This window comes from Nocardioides sp. NPDC047086 (assembly GCF_040643685.1).
Classification (GTDB): Bacteria; Actinomycetota; Actinomycetes; order Propionibacteriales; family Nocardioidaceae; genus Nocardioides.
The window spans coordinates 1-16,867 of record NZ_JBEYUV010000064.1 but is presented as its reverse complement, the minus strand read 5'-3'; the positions used below and the strand labels follow the sequence as shown (position 1 = coordinate 16,867).

15 protein-coding genes are annotated in these 16,867 nt (G+C 71.5%); 8 read left to right on the top strand and 7 right to left on the bottom strand.

Features of this window, described 5'->3' with window-relative positions:
* Positions 1-175 precede the first annotated feature (175 nt).
* Positions 176-433 (top strand): hypothetical protein, encoded by a 258-nt coding sequence (locus tag ABZ796_RS26750; RefSeq protein ID WP_357341139.1) that lies wholly within the window; start codon positions 176-178, stop codon positions 431-433.
* On the opposite strand, the gene ABZ796_RS26745 is transcribed toward ABZ796_RS26750, so the two are convergent.
* The gene (locus tag ABZ796_RS26745) at positions 391-1,533 is read right to left on the bottom strand and encodes an NAD(P)-binding domain-containing protein (RefSeq protein ID WP_357341138.1); all 1,143 of its coding nucleotides are present in this window, start codon (positions 1,531-1,533) and stop codon (positions 391-393) included. The two genes, ABZ796_RS26750 and ABZ796_RS26745, sit on opposite strands and share 43 nt — an antisense overlap.
* Before the next feature lie 123 nt (positions 1,534-1,656).
* On the opposite strand from ABZ796_RS26745, the gene ABZ796_RS26740 reads away from it, so the two are divergent.
* The 5 genes from ABZ796_RS26740 (at position 1,657) to ABZ796_RS26720 (ending at position 8,505) form a co-directional block, all read left to right on the top strand.
* Positions 1,657-3,009, top strand: a complete 1,353-nt coding sequence (locus tag ABZ796_RS26740) for a cytochrome P450 (RefSeq protein ID WP_357341136.1) — start codon at positions 1,657-1,659, stop codon at positions 3,007-3,009.
* Positions 3,006-4,604: a succinic semialdehyde dehydrogenase gene (locus tag ABZ796_RS26735; protein ID WP_357341134.1), complete on the top strand. Its 1,599-nt coding sequence runs from the start codon at positions 3,006-3,008 to the stop codon at positions 4,602-4,604. The genes ABZ796_RS26740 and ABZ796_RS26735 overlap by 4 nt, the downstream gene beginning before the upstream one ends.
* Positions 4,601-6,292 (top strand): AMP-binding protein, encoded by a 1,692-nt coding sequence (locus ABZ796_RS26730; RefSeq protein WP_357341133.1) that lies wholly within the window; start codon positions 4,601-4,603, stop codon positions 6,290-6,292. The genes ABZ796_RS26735 and ABZ796_RS26730 overlap by 4 nt, the downstream gene beginning before the upstream one ends.
* Positions 6,289-7,119 (top strand): SDR family oxidoreductase, encoded by an 831-nt coding sequence (locus ABZ796_RS26725; RefSeq protein WP_357341131.1) that lies wholly within the window; start codon positions 6,289-6,291, stop codon positions 7,117-7,119. Before ABZ796_RS26730 ends, ABZ796_RS26725 begins: the two co-directional genes overlap by 4 nt.
* A gap of 75 nt (positions 7,120-7,194) precedes the next feature.
* Positions 7,195-8,505 carry an amino acid permease gene (locus ABZ796_RS26720; RefSeq protein WP_357341129.1) on the top strand — a complete coding sequence of 437 codons (1,311 nt, stop codon included), beginning with the start codon at positions 7,195-7,197 and terminating at the stop codon, positions 8,503-8,505.
* Here the strand turns inward: ABZ796_RS26720 and ABZ796_RS26715 are convergent.
* Genes ABZ796_RS26715 through ABZ796_RS26705 form a run of 3 tightly spaced genes read right to left on the bottom strand, consistent with a single transcriptional unit; the run spans position 8,428 to position 9,988 of the window.
* Complete coding sequence (locus ABZ796_RS26715; RefSeq protein WP_357341128.1) at positions 8,428-8,985, bottom strand: aminotransferase class I/II-fold pyridoxal phosphate-dependent enzyme; 558 nt, start codon at positions 8,983-8,985, stop codon at positions 8,428-8,430. The two genes, ABZ796_RS26720 and ABZ796_RS26715, sit on opposite strands and share 78 nt — an antisense overlap.
* The gene (locus ABZ796_RS26710; RefSeq protein WP_357341126.1) at positions 8,901-9,374 is read right to left on the bottom strand and encodes a winged helix-turn-helix domain-containing protein; all 474 of its coding nucleotides are present in this window, start codon (positions 9,372-9,374) and stop codon (positions 8,901-8,903) included. Before ABZ796_RS26710 ends, ABZ796_RS26715 begins: the two co-directional genes overlap by 85 nt.
* A 41-nt stretch (positions 9,375-9,415) precedes the next feature.
* On the bottom strand, positions 9,416-9,988 hold the full coding sequence (locus ABZ796_RS26705; protein ID WP_357341124.1) for a hypothetical protein: 573 nt from the start codon (positions 9,986-9,988) through the stop codon (positions 9,416-9,418).
* 48 nt (positions 9,989-10,036) lie between these two features.
* Here ABZ796_RS26705 and ABZ796_RS26700 point away from each other — a divergent pair, with 48 nt between their 5' ends.
* Both ABZ796_RS26700 and ABZ796_RS26695 read left to right on the top strand, forming a co-directional pair.
* Positions 10,037-14,827, top strand: coding sequence for a DEAD/DEAH box helicase (locus ABZ796_RS26700; protein ID WP_357341122.1), 4,791 nt, complete (start codon positions 10,037-10,039; stop codon positions 14,825-14,827).
* A 4-nt stretch (positions 14,828-14,831) separates the two neighbouring features.
* Positions 14,832-15,584: a DNA-formamidopyrimidine glycosylase family protein gene (locus tag ABZ796_RS26695; protein ID WP_357341121.1), complete on the top strand. Its 753-nt coding sequence runs from the start codon at positions 14,832-14,834 to the stop codon at positions 15,582-15,584.
* On the opposite strand, the gene ABZ796_RS26690 is transcribed toward ABZ796_RS26695, so the two are convergent.
* The 3 genes from ABZ796_RS26690 to ABZ796_RS26680 all read right to left on the bottom strand — a co-directional run bounded on the left by ABZ796_RS26690 (position 15,581) and on the right by ABZ796_RS26680 (position 16,762).
* Positions 15,581-15,811, bottom strand: coding sequence for a hypothetical protein (locus ABZ796_RS26690; protein ID WP_357341120.1), 231 nt, complete (start codon positions 15,809-15,811; stop codon positions 15,581-15,583). The two genes, ABZ796_RS26695 and ABZ796_RS26690, sit on opposite strands and share 4 nt — an antisense overlap.
* A 117-nt stretch (positions 15,812-15,928) precedes the next feature.
* Entirely contained in the window at positions 15,929-16,216 is a 288-nt protein-coding gene (locus tag ABZ796_RS26685; RefSeq protein WP_040754988.1) for a helix-turn-helix transcriptional regulator, read from the bottom strand.
* A gap of 60 nt (positions 16,217-16,276) precedes the next feature.
* Positions 16,277-16,762 (bottom strand): CinA family protein, encoded by a 486-nt coding sequence (locus ABZ796_RS26680; RefSeq protein WP_357341119.1) that lies wholly within the window; start codon positions 16,760-16,762, stop codon positions 16,277-16,279.
* Positions 16,763-16,867: the final 105 nt, after the last annotated feature.

Sequence of the window (16,867 nt, the reverse complement as noted above, 5' to 3'; positions counted from 1 at the left end):
CCCGGCAGGGAGTTCTCAGCAAGCTCGATCAGCCAAGGAACCGTGTTGGTCTCGACACGCCTCCGCCTAGCGGCTCCGGCGGCTCGACCAGCGGGGTGGGAGCGGGGTGGGGTGGTCTCGACACGCTCGACCACCGGACATCACCGGTCCGCGACACAGACAGGGACCACTGACGGTGCCGATCTGGTACGACTACACCCCCGGCGGCCACGCATGGTTCGTCAGCGGCAGGGACTCCCTCAAGACCAGACTGATCCGCGCAGCCCGATGCACGCTGATGGTCGAGGGGCCGGTGGAGATCGCGGATACCGCCGAGGGCGAGACGGAGGCGATGGCGCGACGGTACCTGCCTCCCGACGCAGCCGACGCGTACCTGGCTCAGGCGGCGAACTACCCGCCCGAGGTGACCATCCGGCTCTCGCCGGAGAACTGACTCTCCGCCGACCTCGGCGCCCTCTGAGGGTCGGCCGGCTGCGGGTCGGCGAGCTGCCGCCGGACCGCCAGCGCCGCGGCCCGCCCGGCACGACTGGCCCCGATGGTGCTGGCCGAGGGGCCGTAGCCGACGAGCTGGACACGCGGGTCGTACGCAGCGGTGACCGCGGTCTGGACGTCGGCCGACTCGCGCAGCAACGGGATCCCGCCGTGGGAGCTGCGCAGGTGGAGCGGCGCGAGATGGGTGACGGCGGGCCGGAACCCGGTGGCCCACAGGATCGCGTCCACAGGCTCGAAGGCCCCCGAGTCCCACCTCAGCCCGGACGGTTCGATGCGCGAGAACATCGGCAGCCGGCGCTCGTAGACCCCGAGCCGGGCGGCCTCCTGCTCCTGGGGGCGCAGCGAGAGACCGGTGACGCTGACGACGCTCGCCGGCGGCAGCCCGGCCTCGACCCGCTCAGCCACCAACCCGACCGCCTCACGCCCACGCTCGGCGTCGAAGTCGGAGCGCCAGACCGGCTCTCGCCGGGTGATCCAGAGCACCGACGTGAGCGGCGCGAGCTCGCCGAGGAACTGCACCGCCGAGGCTCCCCCGCCGACCACCGCGACTCGCTTCCCAACGAAGTGAGCAGCACCCGGATAGTCGTGGGTGTGCACCTGCTCCCCCAGGAACGTCGAGGCCCCCGGGTAGTGCGGGACGAACGGTCGCGTCCAGGTGCCGGTCGCGTTGACCAGCGTCCGGGTGAACCAGGTCCGTCCATCGGCGGAGTGCACGGCGAGCAGGTCGCCGACGGAGGTCACCGACGTCACCGAGACAGGACGCTCCACCGGAAGATCGTGCAGGGACTCATAGAGGCCGAACCAGCCCGGCACCGCGACGTTGGCCCGCTCGCCGGACTCCCCCGGTGCCCGTCCGTCGGGCAGGTCGGCCACGCCGTGCACGTCGTGCATGGTCAGCGAGTCCCAGCGGTGCTGCCAGGCGCCACCGGGGCGCCGTTCGGCGTCGAGCACGACGTGGCGTACGCCCAGCCGGCTGAGGTGGTAGGACGCCGACAATCCGGCCTGACCGGCACCGATCACCACTGACTCGTAGCTCTCCACGAACACCTCAACAACGCGCCCGAAAAATTCCATACCCACGGAATGCTGCGGGAACACGTTCTATTTGACTACCCTCGACTGAGACTCGGGACCCGGGAGGTCGGACATGATGGATCAGGCACCATGACAGCGATCGAGACGCTCCGCGAGATCCCACCCCTCGCACCGGGCGACCACGGGCTCCCCTGGCTCGGCCGGCTGCTCGACTACTCCCGCGACCCGGTCGGCTTCTACCGGCACCAGTGGGAGACGTACGGCCCGGTCTCGCCGTTCTTCCGTGCCGGTGAGCACGGTGTGGTCGCGCTCGGTCCGGACGCCTGCGAGGCGGTACTGCGTAACAAGGACAAGGCCTACGCCAACGGACCGGCCTGGGGTCAGATCGTCGGGCCGTTCTTCGACCGTGGACTGATGCTGCTCGACTTCGACGAGCACCACGCCCATCGCCGCATCATGCAGGAGGCCTTCACCCGGGACCGGCTCGCCACCTACACCACCGCGATGCATCCGGCGATCGAGCAGGGCATGCTCGGCTGGAAGACCGACGAGCAGTTCCCGGCCTACCCGAGGCTCAAGCAGCTCACCCTCGACATCGCCGCGGACATCTTCATGGGTGGTGCGGCCGAGACCAGCCGCGCCGAGATGGACCGGGTCAACAAGGCGTTCATCGCCTGCGTGCAGGCGGCCGCCGGTGTCGTACGCGGCGATGTGCCGCTCACGCGCTGGGGCCGGGCGTTCCGCGGGCGGAAGGTGCTGGAGGGCTTCCTGCGCCACTACCTGCCCGCCAAGCGGTCCACCGCGAGCGACGACATCTTCTCGGTGCTGTGCCACATCGAGACCGACGACGGCGAGCGGTTCAGCGACGAGGACGTCGTCAACCACATGATCTTCCTGATGATGGCCGCGCACGACACCTCGACCATCACCACCTCGACGATGCTCCAGTACCTCGGCCAGCATCCACAGTGGCAGCAGCGCTGCCGCGAGGAGTCGCTCGGGCTCGGCCCCGCACCGACGATGGCCGAGATCGAGAGCCTCACCAGCCTGGACCTGGTGATGAAGGAGGCGCTGCGGCTACGTGCCCCGGTGCCGGCGCTGATCCGGCGTACGGTCAAGGAGACGAGCCTCCTCGGGGTCCGCATCCCGGCCGACACGGGCGTGATGGTCGGGGTCCAGTTCAGCCACATGATGGAGGACTATTGGACCAACCCGGCCGTCTTCGACCCCGAGCGGTTCGCGCCGCACCGACGCGAGGACAAGAGCCATCGGATGGCGTGGGAGCCGTTCGGCGGCGGGGTCCACAAGTGCATCGGGCTCTACTTCGCCGGCCTGGAGGTCAAGTCGATCCTGCACCGGCTCCTGCGCACCCACCGGTGGACCGTCTCTCCCGCCTACCGCGCCCCTCTGGACAACAGCTCGCTGCCGTTCCCGAAGGACGGCAACCCCATCCATCTGACCCGGATCCGAGGAGATCGATGACCACGAAGGCAGCGGAGACAACGGAGGCCGAGAGCGTACGTCCCGGCTGGATCGACGAGTCACGGCTCGCCTCCTGGACCCGGTGGGTCTCGGCTCCGGTCTCGGGCGGCGACGGCACGCTGACCGCCATCGCGCCCTACGACGCCGAGCCGACCGCCCCGGTGCCGTCGGTCACCGCGGCGGACGTCGCCGAGGCGGCGGCCGCGGCGCGGGCGGCCCAGCCCGACTGGGCCACGCTGGCCTTCCCGGACCGCGCCGAGGTGATGCTCCGCTTCCACGACCTGCTGGTCGAGCGCCAGGACGAGGTGCTCGACCTGATCCAGTGGGAGATGGGCAAGGCCCGCTTCCACGCCTGGCAGGAGATCCTCCAGGTGGGCACCATCGCCCGCCACTACGCCCGGCGCGGCCCCGCGTACCTGGCCGACAAGCGCGTGCGCGGGGCCATCCCCGGCATCACCTCCGTGAAGGAGGTGCGGGTGCCGAAGAAGGTCGTCGGGATCATCTCGCCGTGGAACTACCCGCTCTATCTCGGGGTCGGCGACGCCATCCCGGCCCTGCTCGCCGGGGCGGCCGTGATCAGCAAGGCCGACCCGCAGGCACCGTTGACGCTGCTGTGGGCGCGGGCGCTGATGGCCGAGGCGGGGCTGCCCGAGCACGTCTGGCAGGTCGTCACCGGGCCGGGGGCGGCCACCGGTGAGGCAGTCATCGACAACGTCGACTACGTCGCCTTCACCGGATCGACGGCCACCGGACGGGTCGTGGCCCAGCGCGCCGCGGGCCGGCTGATCGGCGCCTCGCTCGAGCTCGGCGGGAAGAACCCGCTCATCGTCCGCCGCGACGCCGACCTCGCCCAGGCCGCTCGTGGCACCGTGATGGCAGCCTTCGCCAACACCGGCCAGATGTGCGTCCACATCGAGCGCGTGGTGGTGCACGAGGCCGTCTACGACGCCTTTCGCCAGGCCCTGGTCGCCGAGACGGAGGGCCAGGTGGTCGGGCAGGCCTTCGACTACTCGGCCGACGTCGGGTCGCTGGCCTCGCAGGCGCAGCTCGACAAGGTCACCGCCCACGTCACCGACGCGGTCGCGAAGGGCGCGACCGTGCTGGCAGGGGGCGAGCCGCTCGCCGAGGTGGGTCCGTACGCCTTCGCGCCGACCGTCCTGGAGGGCGTCACCTCCGAGATGGACCTGTGCCTCGGCGAGACCTTCGGACCCGTCATCGCCCTCTACCGCGCCGACAGCGACGAGGAGGCCGTCCGGATCGCCAACCAGGGCGAGGCCGGGCTCTCGGCGAGCGTGTTCAGCAAGAACGTACGCGAGGCCGACATGATCGCTCGCCGCATCCGCGCCGGCGCGGTCAACATCAACGACGGCGCCGCCCTGGCGGCCGGAAGCATCGAGGCCGGGATGGGCGGCATGGGGTCGAGCGGGCTCGGTCGCCGCCACGGCGCGGACGGGATCCGGAAGTTCACCGACGCCCAGACCCTCGCCGCCTCCCGGATGGGCCCGATCGGGCCGTTCAAGGGCCAGACGGTCGAGAAGTTCGTGCAGCTCGGCAACGGTCAGCTCAAGGCGCTGCGGAAGCTGGGGGCCCGATGAGCGCGCCCGGCACGCACAACCTGGCGGTGCTGGCCGAGGAGTCCTACGCCCGCCACGGCGACCACCCGATGGTCTTCTTCGAGGGCACCTGGCACTCCTCCGGCGAGATCGCCGAGCGCTCCGCCCGCGTCGCCGGCGGCCTGCGCGAGCTCGGGATCGAGCCGGGCGACCGGGTCGTGGTGCTCACCATGAACACCCCGGAGGTCTTCGTCAGCTACCGCGCGCTGTGGCGCCTCGGCGCGGTGGTGACGCCGGTGATCTTCCTGCAGACCCCGCCCGAGCTGCGTCACATCCTGGAGGACTCCGGCGCCACGGCGGCCATCGTCACGCCGGAGCTGCTGCCGCTGGTGCGGGCCGCCTCCGAGGGCCTCGGTCTCACCGTCATCGTCGCCGGCGCCGTTCCCGCGGCCCCGCTGGTCGAGCCCGCGAGCGAAGCGAGCGGTGTCGAGACCAACACAGTCCCATCGAGCGCCGGAGGGGACCGTGTTGGTCATCTCGACAAGCTCGATACAACGCTCGACACGCCTTCGCCTAGCGGCTCCGGCGGCTCGACCAGCGGGGCGGCCGAGGCCCTGGTGGCGTACGAGAGCCTGGAGAGCGCCGAGCCGATCGAGATCGCGCCTCGCGGTGACGACGACCTTGCCGCGCTGCTCTACACCGGCGGCACCACGGGGCGGGCCAAGGGCGTGATGCTGAGCCATCGCGGGCTGTGGGAGTCCGGGCACGCGCTCCACCGGGTCGGGGAGAGCCAGGGCACGACACGGTGGCTGCTGCCGCTGCCGCTCTCCCATGCGTACGGCCTGATCGTGGTCATCAGCGGCATGCACTCCTCGCGGCCGCAGAGCTCGGTGCTGCAGCGGTGGTTCGACGCCAAGGGGTGGCTCGAGCTCGCCCAGGAGCACCGGGTGGAGTCGAGCACGGTGGTGCCCTCGATGCTGCAGATGCTGCTCGACCAGCCCTACCAGAACTACGACCTGAGCTCGCTGCGCTCCTTCGGCAGCGGCGGCGCGGCGCTGCTGCCGGCCTTGCGGGAGAAGGCCGAGGAGGCCTTCGGCGTGACGATCCTGGAGGGCTACGGCTGCACCGAGTCGAGCGCGGTCATCGCGGCCTCGACGGTCGAGGAGTCGCGGCCCGGCAGCGTCGGCAAGCCGCTGTCCCACGCCGAGGTCATTATCGCCGGTCCCGGCGGCGAGCCCGTTGCCACCGGCGAGGAGGGTGAGATCTGGGTGCGTGGTCCCGGGGTGATGCAGGGCTACTGGAACGATCCCGAGCAGACCGCGGCCACCGTCGTCGACGGCTGGCTGCACACCGGCGACATCGGCCACTTCGACGCCGACGGCTACCTCTATGTCGACGACCGGATCAAGGATCTGATCATCCGGGGCGGCTTCAACGTCTTCCCACGCGACGTCGAGGACGCCCTCCTCGCCCACGAGGCGGTCACCGCGGCCGCCGTGGTCGGCCGCCCGGACGCTCAGCGAGGCGAGGAGGTGATCGCGGTCGTCGCTCTCCATCCCGGCGCACGCACCACGCCCGAGGAGCTGATCGCCTTCGCCAAGACACGGCTCGCGGCGCACAAGTACCCCCGCGAGATCCGGATCCTCGACGCCGTCCCCGTCACCAGCGTCGGCAAGACCGACAGGAAAGCCGTACGCAGCCTGGTCCGTACCACCGAAGGAGAGTCATGACACGCCAGATCGAGGGAACCGCCGTCATCGTCACCGGAGGCGCCCGGGGCATCGGCCGCGCCACCGTCGAGCGGCTGGCCCGTGCCGGGGCGAAGGTGGCCGTCGGCGACCTGGACCCGGACCTGCTCACCGAGGTGGTGGACTCGTTCGGGTCGCGCGTCATGGCCACCCATCTCGACGTCACCGACCCCGCGTCGTGGCGGAGCTTCCTCGCGACGGTCGCGGACCTGGGGCCCTGGGACGTGCTGGTCAACAACGCCGGGATCATGCCGCTGGGGTCGGTCCTGAAGGAGGAGGACGCGCTCACCCGGGCGATCTTCGAGGTCAACGTGCACGGCCCGATCAACGGGATCAAGGCGGTCGCGCCGGCGATGGTCGAGCGCGGGCAGGGGCACATCGTGAACGTCGCCTCGGCCGTCGGGCGGGTGCCGGTGCCGGACGCTGCGACCTACTCTGCCTCGAAGTTCGCCGTGGTCGGCTTCTCGGAGGCGCTGCGGATGGAGCTGGCACCGTCCGGGGTCGACGTCTCGCTCGTCCTGCCGTCGGTGGTGCAGACCGAGCTCGCCGACGGGGTGCCGCCCGCCAAGGGGATGAAGCCGGTCACCGCCGAGAACGTCGCGGAGGCCATCGAGTCGGTCATCCGCGAGCCGCGGGCCGAGGTCTGGGTGCCCAACTGGGCCCAGGCGCTGACCAAGATCACCCAGGCGATGCCGCGCCGGTTCCAGGACTTCGTCGACCGGGCCACCAACGCCTCCCAGCTGCTCGCGGGCGTGGATCCGGCGGCACGGGCGGCGTACGAGGAACGGGTGCGGCGGAACGTACATTAGGTGCCGGATTGGCCCAGGAGACGACGGCCCGATTGGCCGGGCGTGGAAGGCCCCGCTCTCACTAGCGTTTTCCTTGTGAAGAACGACGGACTCTCCGTGCCCCAGGGCGCGGCTCTCACCCTCGGTGCGGTGCTCGGCACCGGTGTCATCTCCCTGCCCGCGCTGGCCGCGAACGAGGCCGGACCGGCCTCGCTGGTCGCCTGGCTGGCCCTGATCGTGCTCTCGGTGCCGCTGGCGGCGACCTTCGCCGCGCTCGGAGCGCGCCATCCTGACGGCGGCGGGGTGGCGACGTACGCCCGGCTCGCCTTCGACACCCACGTCTCGACCATGGTGGGCTGGGCGTTCTACCTGACGATCGGCGTGGGGGCGCCGGTCGCGGCGGGGTTCGGCGGGGCGTACGTCGCCGACGCGTTCGGCGGTGGCCAGAACATGTCCCTCGCCGCGACGGCGGGCATCATCGTGCTGGTCACCGTCATGAACTGGTTCGGGATCAAGGTCTCCGGGGGCGTGCAGCTGGCGATCGCCGGGGCCATCGCGATCCTGCTCGCGGTGGCGGTCGTGGTGGCACTGCCGCATGCCGAGCTGGCGCGGCTGACGCCGTTCGCACCGCACGGGTGGGGCTCGGTCGGCACCGCGGCGGCGATGCTGGTCTGGGCGTTCGCGGGGTGGGAGATCCTCTCGTCGCTCTCGGCCGAGTATCGCGACCCGGCGCGCGACATCCGCCGGGCGACGTTCCTGGCGCTCGGCGCCGTGACGGTGCTCTACCTCGGCATCGCGTTCGCGACGGTCGCCTCGCTCGGCTCCACCTCCGGTGCCGCGCCGCTGGCGGACCTGCTCGTCCTGGGCTTCGGAGAGCCCGCACGGCCGGTGACCGCCGTGGTCGCCGTGCTGCTGACCGTCGGAGCGATCAACGCCTACTTCGCCGGAGGCTCGCGGCTGGGAGCGTCGTTGGCCCGTCAGGGGGCGCTGCCTGGTTTCCTCGCCGACGCCGAGTCGGCCATCCCGCGCCGCTCGTTGCTCGCCATCTGTGCCGTGGCGCTCGGTTCCCTCGCGGTCATCTGGGTCGCCGGCGCCTCGACCGACGCCCTCCTCCTGATGGCGTCGGGCACCTTCTCGCTGCTGTACGTGGTCGGTGCCGCAGCCGCGCTACGGCTGCTCCCTCGTGGCACCGGGTCGTGGTGGGCGGCGGTCTGCTCGATGGTCGCGGCGCTGGTCCTGCTGGGCCTCACCGGCGCCCATCTGCTCGGCCCGGTCCTCTGCGGCGGCGCCGGCCTGGTCTGGTCGCTGGCCCGCTCCCGACGAGGCCGGTCACACCCAGCCCGCGAGCTGGCCCTGGCGCTCGAGCCCGCGCGGGAGGGTCTGTGTCCGGACGGCTCCGTAGCCTAGGACGAGCCCGTCGCGGCCGGGCAGCAGCCGGTGGGCAGTGATCGTGTCCAGCGCCAGCCCCTCGGCTGCGGCGCGTTCGGGCAGGTCGGCGGGGAGATCCACGTAGGCCGACAGGTGCAGCCCGGCAGCCGACAGGAGCACCTCGACCGGCCAGGCGTCGAGGGCCTCGAGGAGGAGCGAGCGGCGCTCGGCGTACGTCTTGGACGCCTTGCGTACGTGGCGGGCGAGCAGACCCTCCTCCAGGAAGCGGGCCAGGGCGGCCTGCGGCTGGACGGGGCCGAAGCCGTCGCCGAGCTGCTTGGCCGCCAGGAGGCTGTCGACGAGGGAGCCGGGGGCGACCAGGTAGCCGGTGCGCAGGCTCGGCAGCAGCGACTTGGAGAAGGTGCCGACATAGATCACCCGGCCCTGGTCGTCGAGGGCATGCAGCGGCCCCAGGGGGCGCTCGGTGAACCGGAACTCGCTGTCGTAGTCGTCCTCCACGATGCCCGCGCCGTGCGTGTTCGCGAAGTCGAGGAGGGCACCCGCAGGTCGTACGCCGGGACCGCCGCCTCCGCGCTCGTAGGCCGCGGCGCCCACTGCCAGCTCGGGCGCGGTCTCAGCGACCCCGGGTTGGTGTCTCTGCGCTGCCGCGTGGTCTCGGCGACGTACGTCCCGGCACCTACGCGGGACTCGCAGAACCCCTCCGCGACCAGCCGCTCGTAGACCGTGGCGACGGTGTTGCGGGAGATACCGAGGTCCTTGGCCAGCTCGCGGCTGGCAGGGAGCCGGTCCCCCGCCTTCAGCCTGCCGTCACCCAGCGCGTCGCGAAGGGCCTGGTAGAGCGACGCGGACCTGACGGATCGGTCGGTCAGATCGAGCGCGAGGTCCACAGCGGGATTGGACCACATTTCCCCGTCGGTGGTGGCGACATTCAGCTCGGCAGTCGCAGGCGCGCGATGATCTTCTCGGCCACCTCGGCTGCAGACAGATCGCTGTTGTCGATGACGAAGTGCGGATGGTCGAGCGGGAACGGCACCTCAGGCCCTGTCGAGAGCTCCCAGCGCTCGTTCGAACCGATGACGTCTCCGCGTGCCCATTCGGTGTCGCGTTTGGACGGCTTCGCGGCCAGCCGCTCGGGAGTGCCCTCACGGGCGAGACGGACCGTGACGTCGGCGTACAGCTCCACGAAGTCGATCCGAGCTCCCGCCTCGACCGCGGGCGCGATCATCCACTCGACCTCGTCCGTATCGGAAGAGACGTCCAGCGCCCAGGCGAACGTCAGGATCAACCCCGGTAGGTCGTGAGCCACCGCCTCCTCGATCACGCGTCTGCGGAACTCCTTCTTCAGCGTGCTGAACGGCACGGTGCCCCAGTCGAAGACCTCCAGCAGCGGCTCGATCGTGGCGTGGTTGTGGAGGAGGCGGTACGGCGTCCGGGACGCGATCTCCCGGCCGACGCTCATCTTGCCGACCGCCTGTGGGCCGAAGAGGACGACGAGGTGCATGCGGTCAGTGTGGCGTCCGATGTCGGTGGGCGCGACTAGGTTTGTCCCATGAGCGGCAGCACAGGTTCGGCGTTGGCGCAGTTCAGCGACCCGACGCGTACGTGGTTCGAGGCGGCCTTCGCGGCGCCTACCGCGGCGCAGGCCGGTGCCTGGGATGCGATCGGGGCGGGGCGCAACGCGCTGGTGGTGGCGCCGACCGGGTCGGGGAAGACGCTGAGCGCGTTCCTGTGGTCGATCGACAAGCTGCTGACCGAGCCGGTGCCCGAGAAGAAGGAACGCTGCCGGGTCCTCTACATCTCCCCGCTCAAGGCGCTCGGCGTCGACGTCGAGCGCAACCTGCGCAGCCCGCTGGTGGGGATCCGGCAGACCGCCGAGCGGCTCGGTGTCGAGGCGCCCGAGGTGCGGGTCGGGGTGCGGTCCGGCGACACGGCCGCGGCCGATCGTCGCAAGCTGACCACCTCGCCGCCGGACATCCTGATCACCACGCCCGAGTCGCTGTTCCTGATGCTGACCAGCCAGGCCCGCGAGACGCTGCGCAGCGTCGAGACGGTCATCGTCGACGAGGTCCACGCGGTCGCGGCGACCAAGCGCGGCTCCCATCTGGCGCTGACCCTGGAGCGTCTCGACGCCCTGTTGGAGAGGCCGGCGCAGCGGATCGGGCTCTCCGCGACCGTACGTCCGCTGGAGGAGGTCGCGCGCTACCTCGGCGGTGCCCAGCCCGTCGAGATCGTCGCTCCGCCTGCCGAGAAGCGGTGGGACCTGAGCGTGGTCGTGCCGGTCGAGGACATGACCGCGCCGAGCCCCTACAGCGAGGACGAGGACGAGGACCCGCAGCGCGCCTCCTCGATCTGGCCCCATGTCGAGGAGCACGTCGCCGACCTGGTCACCGCCCACCGCTCCACCATCGTCTTCGCCAACTCCCGCCGGATCGCGGAGCGGCTGACCGCCCGGCTCAACGAGATCGCCGCGGATCGCCTCTGGCAGACACCCGCTACATCCGCTGGTCGGGGCCACTCCGTTCAGACCCCGAGGGAGAGCGAGCGTGTCGAGACCAACACGGTCGGATCGAGCGCAACAGGGCACCGTGTTGGTCTCGACACGCCTCCGCCTAGCGGCTCCGGCGGCTCGACCAGCGGCGGGCCGCCGGCGCAGGTGATGGCGCAGTCGGGCCAGTCGCACGGCGCGGCCCAGGTGATCGCCAAGGCTCACCACGGCAGCGTGTCCAAGGAGCAGCGGGCGCTGATCGAGGACGACCTCAAGTCCGGCCGCCTGCCGGCGGTGGTCGCGACCTCCAGTCTCGAGCTCGGCATCGACATGGGCGCCGTCGACCTCGTCGTCCAGATCGAGTCACCGCCGAGCGTCGCCTCCGCGCTCCAGCGCGTCGGTCGGGCCGGCCACCAGGTCGGCGAGGTGTCGCGCGGGGTGCTCTTCCCGAAGCATCGCGGCGACCTCGCCCAGACCGCGGTCAGCGTGCAGCGGATGCGACAGGGCCTGATCGAGTCGATGAGCCTGCCGGCCAACCCGCTCGACGTACTCGCTCAGCAGATCGTCGCCGCCACGGCGCTGGACACCTGGGACGTCGACGAGCTGTTCACGCTGGTCAGGAGGACGGCGTCGTACGCGACCCTCCCCCGCTCCGCCTATGACGCCACCCTCGACCTGCTCGCCGGGCGCTACCCGAGCGAGGAGTTCGCCGAGCTGCGACCGCGCATCGTGTGGGACCGGGTCGCCGGGACGGTGACCGGGCGTCCGGGGGCGCAGCGGCTGGCCGTCACCAGCGGCGGAACCATCCCCGATCGCGGCCTCTTCGGGGTCTATCTGGTCGGTGAGGGGGTGGGCCGGCGGGTCGGTGAGCTCGACGAGGAGATGGTCTACGAGTCGCGGGTCGGCGACGTCTTCGCGCTGGGCGCGACCTCCTGGCGGATCGAGGACATCACCCACGACCGGGTGCTGGTCACGCCGGCGCCCGGGATCCCGGGGCGGCTGCCCTTCTGGAAGGGTGACTCGCTGGGCCGCCCCGCCGAGCTCGGCGAAGCCGTCGGCGCCTACACCCGCGAGCTCGGCGCGCTCCCGCGGGCGAAGGCGGAGGCGCGGGCCCAGCAGGACGGCCTGGACGCCTACGCGGCCACCAACCTGGTCACCTACCTGCACGAGCAGGCCGAGGCCACCAACGTCCTCCCCTCCGACAGCAACATCGTCGTCGAACGCTTCCGCGACGAGCTGGGCGACTGGCGGCTGGTGGTCCACTCCCCCTACGGCCGCCCGGTGCACGCACCGTGGGCGCTGGCGATCAACGCGCGGATCCGGGAGCGCTACGGCGTCGACGGGCAGGCGATCGACAGCGACGACGGCATCGTGATCCGGCTTCCCGACACCGATGCCGAGGCGCCGACCGGCGAGATCATCGTCTTCGAGCCCGACGAGATCGAGGACCTGGTCACCACCGAGGTCGGTGGCTCGGCGCTGTTCGCCAGCCGCTTCCGTGAGTGTGCCGCGCGGGCGCTGCTCCTACCCCGCCGCGACCCCGGGCGTCGTTCGCCGCTGTGGCAGCAGCGCCAGCGCTCCGCCGCCCTGCTCGAGGTCGCCTCCCAGTACCCGAGCTTCCCGATCATCCTCGAGGCCGTCCGCGAATGCCTCCGCGACGTCTACGACCTCCCCTCCCTCGTCGGCCTCCTGCGCCGCATCGAGCGCCGCGAGATCTCGATCGTCGACGTCGCCACCCCGACCCCGTCGCCCTACGCTCAGTCGCTCCTGTTCGGCTACGTCGCCCAGTTCCTCTACGAGGGCGACTCCCCCCTCGCCGAACGCCGCGCCGCCGCCCTCACCCTCGACCAGGGTCTCCTCGCCGAGCTCCTGGGCCGCGCCGAGCTCCGCGAGCTCCTCGACCCCGAGGTCCTCGCCGAGGTCGAGTCCGAGCTCCAGCGCCTCGCCCCGGGCCGGCGGGCTCGAGGCGCCGAAGGCATCACCGACCTCATCCGCACCATCGGCCCGCTCACTCTCGACGAGATCACCGCCCGAACGGTCCCACCGCTGGTCGAGCCCGCGAGCGAAGCGAGCGGTGTCGAGACCAACACAGTCGATCCGAGCGCCGAGGGGAACCGTGTTGGTCTCGACACGACCAGCGGAGGCGGAGGAGTTCTCGAAGTGCTGGAGAACCTCGCCGCAGCTCGGCGGGTGGTCGAGGTGCGGGTGGCCGGGGAGGCTCGGTGGGCGGTGGTCGAGGATGTGGCCAGGCTCAGGGACGGGCTGGGGGTGGCGGTCCCTCCGGGCGTACCGTCGGCGTTCACCGAGCCGGTCGAGGACCCGGTCGGCGACCTGGTCTCACGGTATGCGCGCTCGCACGGGCCGTTCACGGCAGCGGATGTGGCGGCGCGGCTGGGGCTGGGCGAGGCGGTCGTCCGGCATGCCCTGGCGCGGCTCTCGGCGCGCGGGCGGGTGCTCGACGGGGAGTTCCGGCCCGGCGGGAGCGGGCTGGAGTGGTGTGATGCCGACGTGCTCCGGATGCTGCGCCGGCGCTCGCTGGCCCGGCTGCGCAAGGAGGTCGAGCCTGTCGAGCCGGCAGCGCTGGGCAGGTTCCTCCCGGCGTGGCAGAAGACGTCCGTACGCAAGGGTGCGTTGCGCGGGGTCGACGGAGTGCTGAGCGTGGTCGACCAGCTGGCCGGCTGCCCGGTCCCGGCCAGCGCGCTGGAGAGCCTGATCCTGCCGGCCCGGGTGGTCGATTACGAGCCGGCGTTCCTCGACGAGCTGACCTCCGGCGGCGAGGTTCTCTGGGCGGGTCACGGCACCCTTCCCGGCACCGACGGCTGGGTCTCGCTGCACCCGGCCGACACCGCGGACCTGACTCTGCCCTCGCCCGCTGAGATGCCTCCGGGGCCGCTCGCCGAGCGGCTCCTCGACGCCCTGGCGCCGGGCGGTGCCTGGTTCTTCCACCAGCTCGCCCGGACCGTGGCGGCCGATGAGGAGAAGACTCCGAGCGACGCCGACCTGAGCGCCGCGCTGTGGGAGCTGGTCTGGTCGGGGCGGGTCAGCAACGACACCCTGCTGCCGTTGCGCGCGCTGACCCGTTCCGGCACGCCGTCGCACCGCTCTCGGAGACCTCCGCCCAGAGCCCGCGGCGGCCGTTACACCGGCGGCGCGCGGATGCCGGCCCGGGCCGGTCTCCCGGAGACGGCCGGGCGGTGGACGATCCTGCCCGAACCCGATCCCGACCCGACCAAGCGCGCCCACGCGGCCGCCGAGCGGCTCCTGGACCGCCACGGTGTGGTCACCCGCGGCGCGGTCCAGTCCGAGCGCACCCCCGGAGGATTCGCCGCCGTCTACAAGGTGCTCAGCGCCTTCGAGGAGTCCGGCAGAGCCCGGCGGGGCTACTTCGTCGAGGGCCTCGGCGCCGCCCAGTTCGGCACCGCGGGCTCGGTCGACCGGCTGCGTACGTTCTCCCGGGTCGAGCCGAGCGACAAGCCGGTCGCGCTCGCGCTCGCCGCGACCGACCCCGCCAACCCCTACGGCGCGGCGCTCTCCTGGCCGGTGGCTGAGGAGGGCCACCGACCCGGCCGCAAGGCGGGCGCGATCGTGGTGCTGGTCGACGGCGAGCTGGCGATGTACGTCGAGCGCGGCGGCCGCACCCTGCTGACCTGGTCCGAGGACCCCAACCTTCTCGAGCCCGGCGCCGAGGCGCTCGCGGACGCCGTCCGCCGAGGGGCACTGGGTCGGCTCACGGTCGAAAAGGCCGATGGCGCCCCGCTGCTCGGCTCGGGCGATACCCCGCTGCGCCAGGCGCTCCAGTACGCGGGCTTCGTCGCCACCCCGCGCGGCCTGCGCCTGACCTCGCAGAGCAGGTGAGGTCGTGCCCGAGGGTGACGCAGTGCTCCGGACCGCCCGCAGGCTCGACAAGGGGCTGGCGGGGCAGGTGCTCACACGTACGGACTTCCGCGTGCCGCAGCTGGCCACGGCAGACCTGTCCGGGGGCACGGTGCGCGGCACGGTGCCCCGCGGCAAGCACCTGCTGACCCGGATCGACCACCGCACCGGCGAGTGGACGCTGCACACCCACCTGAAGATGGAAGGGTCCTGGCGGATCCTCGAGGCCGGACGGCGCTGGCCGAAGCCAGGCTTCCAGGCGCGCGTGGTGCTCGGCACCGAGCGGACCGATGCGGTGGGCTTCCTTCTCGGCATCGTCGAGCTGGTCCGCCGTGACCAGGAGGATCGGCTCGTCGCCCATCTCGGCCCGGACGTCCTTGCCGACGACTGGGACCCCGACGCGGCTCTCGAACGCATCCTCCGACAGCCGGACCGCCCGCTCTTCGAGGCGCTGCGCGACCAGACCAACCTCGCCGGGATCGGCACGATCTACGCCGCGGAGACGTGCTTCATCGCGGGGATCAACCCGTTGCGTACGGTCAAGGAGGCCGGTGACAGGCTCCCCCGGATCCTCCAGCGAGCCCGTGACCTGATGCAGGCCGAGTGGTCCCGCTCCCGCCAGATGTGGGTGTACGGCCGCAGGGCCTGTCGCCGCTGCGGCGGCACCGTGACCCTGGCCAGGGTCGGCCCGCCGGGCGAGGAGCGCCCGGCCTACTACTGCCCCAGCTGCCAGGTCTAGCGGCCGTGCAGCAGCCGCAACCGGATCTGGGCGATCCGGACCCTGGTCTCACGCATGTGGCGGGCGACGTGCGCGCGCTCGCCGGGAGAGACCGAGGTGAACTCGTCGCGAAGGATGTTCAGGGTCTCCTCCAGCCCGAAGAGCTCGGCCTCGAGCAGATCGGGGGAATCCGAGTCGCCCCGAGGTGCCGGGACCGTCAGGTCTGGAAGCTCGTTCTCGACAGCCATGCGCATCGCACCATCTCCCCTTGAGTCCGCGGGCCCATGGTGGGCCCACGTCGCCAAGGAGACGGATGCGCTCGCTTTGAGACACCCGGAACGGAAAAACTCCCCGCTCGGGGACGATCAGGCAGCGGCAGCGTCGGCCGCGGCGCGAACAGGCATCCGCAAGATGGTGGCCTCTTCGAGGGCGACCGCGTCGGAGACGTCGCGAAGCACGTCGGAGAGAGCCACGTCCAAGGCGCTGCAGAGCGAGGCGAGGAGCTCGGAAGAGGCTTCCTTCTGGCCACGCTCCACCTCGGAGATGTAACCGAGGCTGACTCGCGCCTCCGCGGAGACCTCGCGCAGGGTCATCCCACGCTCGAGCCGCTGGGCACGAAGCACCTCGCCGAGAAGTCGACGGAAGAGCACCATTGCGGTCAGCCTCCTACAGTTCACAAGTCACCGACATCTGGGTGACGTCCTGCTCCAACGCTACCTGACCCTTCGATGTTCCCGCCGAAGTAGTCCGAGTAGTTCATCGACAGCGAACAAACACGTATCACGCTGGATCTCCGCGCGCGAGCCCGACAGCCCGAGAAGCGCCGTTGTTTCACCGTGCGGACCGGAAACGCCGACATAGACCGTCCCGACGGGCTTTCCCTCCTGCTCCTCGGGACCGGCCACGCCCGTGGTCGCGAGCCCGTACGTCGCCCCCGACCGCTCCCGCGCCCCGGCGGCCATCGCCGCCACGCACTCCGCGGAGACCACCCCGACGGTCTCGATCACCGAGACGGGGACACCCAGCAGGGTGTGCTTCAGCTCCGTCGCGTACGTCACGAAACCCCCGCGAAACGTCTTCGACGCACCCGGCGGCTCGGTGAGCAGTGCGGCCAGGCGACCGGCGGTGAGCGACTCGGCGGTCGCCACGGTGGCGCCGACCTCCAGCAGAGCGGCGTTGAGCTCATCGACAGCGAACATGGGAAAAATCTAGCCGCCCCCATGCCGAGTCGGCGCGTCCTGACCGAGATCGACGTCGAGTCGGCTCGTCATGACGAGCCGACACGACGGGGTGTTGGGGTTTTT

What these genes read in the sequence shown, in the direction of transcription:
- ABZ796_RS26700 (WP_357341122.1), top strand. Translation starts at nt 10,037, where the DNA reads ATGAGCGGCAGCACAGGTTCGGCGTTGGCGCAGTTCAGCGACCCGACG.
- ABZ796_RS26740 (WP_357341136.1), top strand. Translation starts at nt 1,657, where the DNA reads ATGACAGCGATCGAGACGCTCCGCGAGATCCCACCCCTCGCACCGGGC.
- ABZ796_RS26735 (WP_357341134.1), top strand. Translation starts at nt 3,006, where the DNA reads ATGACCACGAAGGCAGCGGAGACAACGGAGGCCGAGAGCGTACGTCCC.
- ABZ796_RS26705 (WP_357341124.1), bottom strand. Translation starts at nt 9,988, where the DNA reads ATGCACCTCGTCGTCCTCTTCGGCCCACAGGCGGTCGGCAAGATGAGC.
- ABZ796_RS26685 (WP_040754988.1), bottom strand. Translation starts at nt 16,216, where the DNA reads ATGGTGCTCTTCCGTCGACTTCTCGGCGAGGTGCTTCGTGCCCAGCGG.
- ABZ796_RS26680 (WP_357341119.1), bottom strand. Translation starts at nt 16,762, where the DNA reads ATGTTCGCTGTCGATGAGCTCAACGCCGCTCTGCTGGAGGTCGGCGCC.
- ABZ796_RS26725 (WP_357341131.1), top strand. Translation starts at nt 6,289, where the DNA reads ATGACACGCCAGATCGAGGGAACCGCCGTCATCGTCACCGGAGGCGCC.
- ABZ796_RS26730 (WP_357341133.1), top strand. Translation starts at nt 4,601, where the DNA reads ATGAGCGCGCCCGGCACGCACAACCTGGCGGTGCTGGCCGAGGAGTCC.
- ABZ796_RS26690 (WP_357341120.1), bottom strand. Translation starts at nt 15,811, where the DNA reads ATGGCTGTCGAGAACGAGCTTCCAGACCTGACGGTCCCGGCACCTCGG.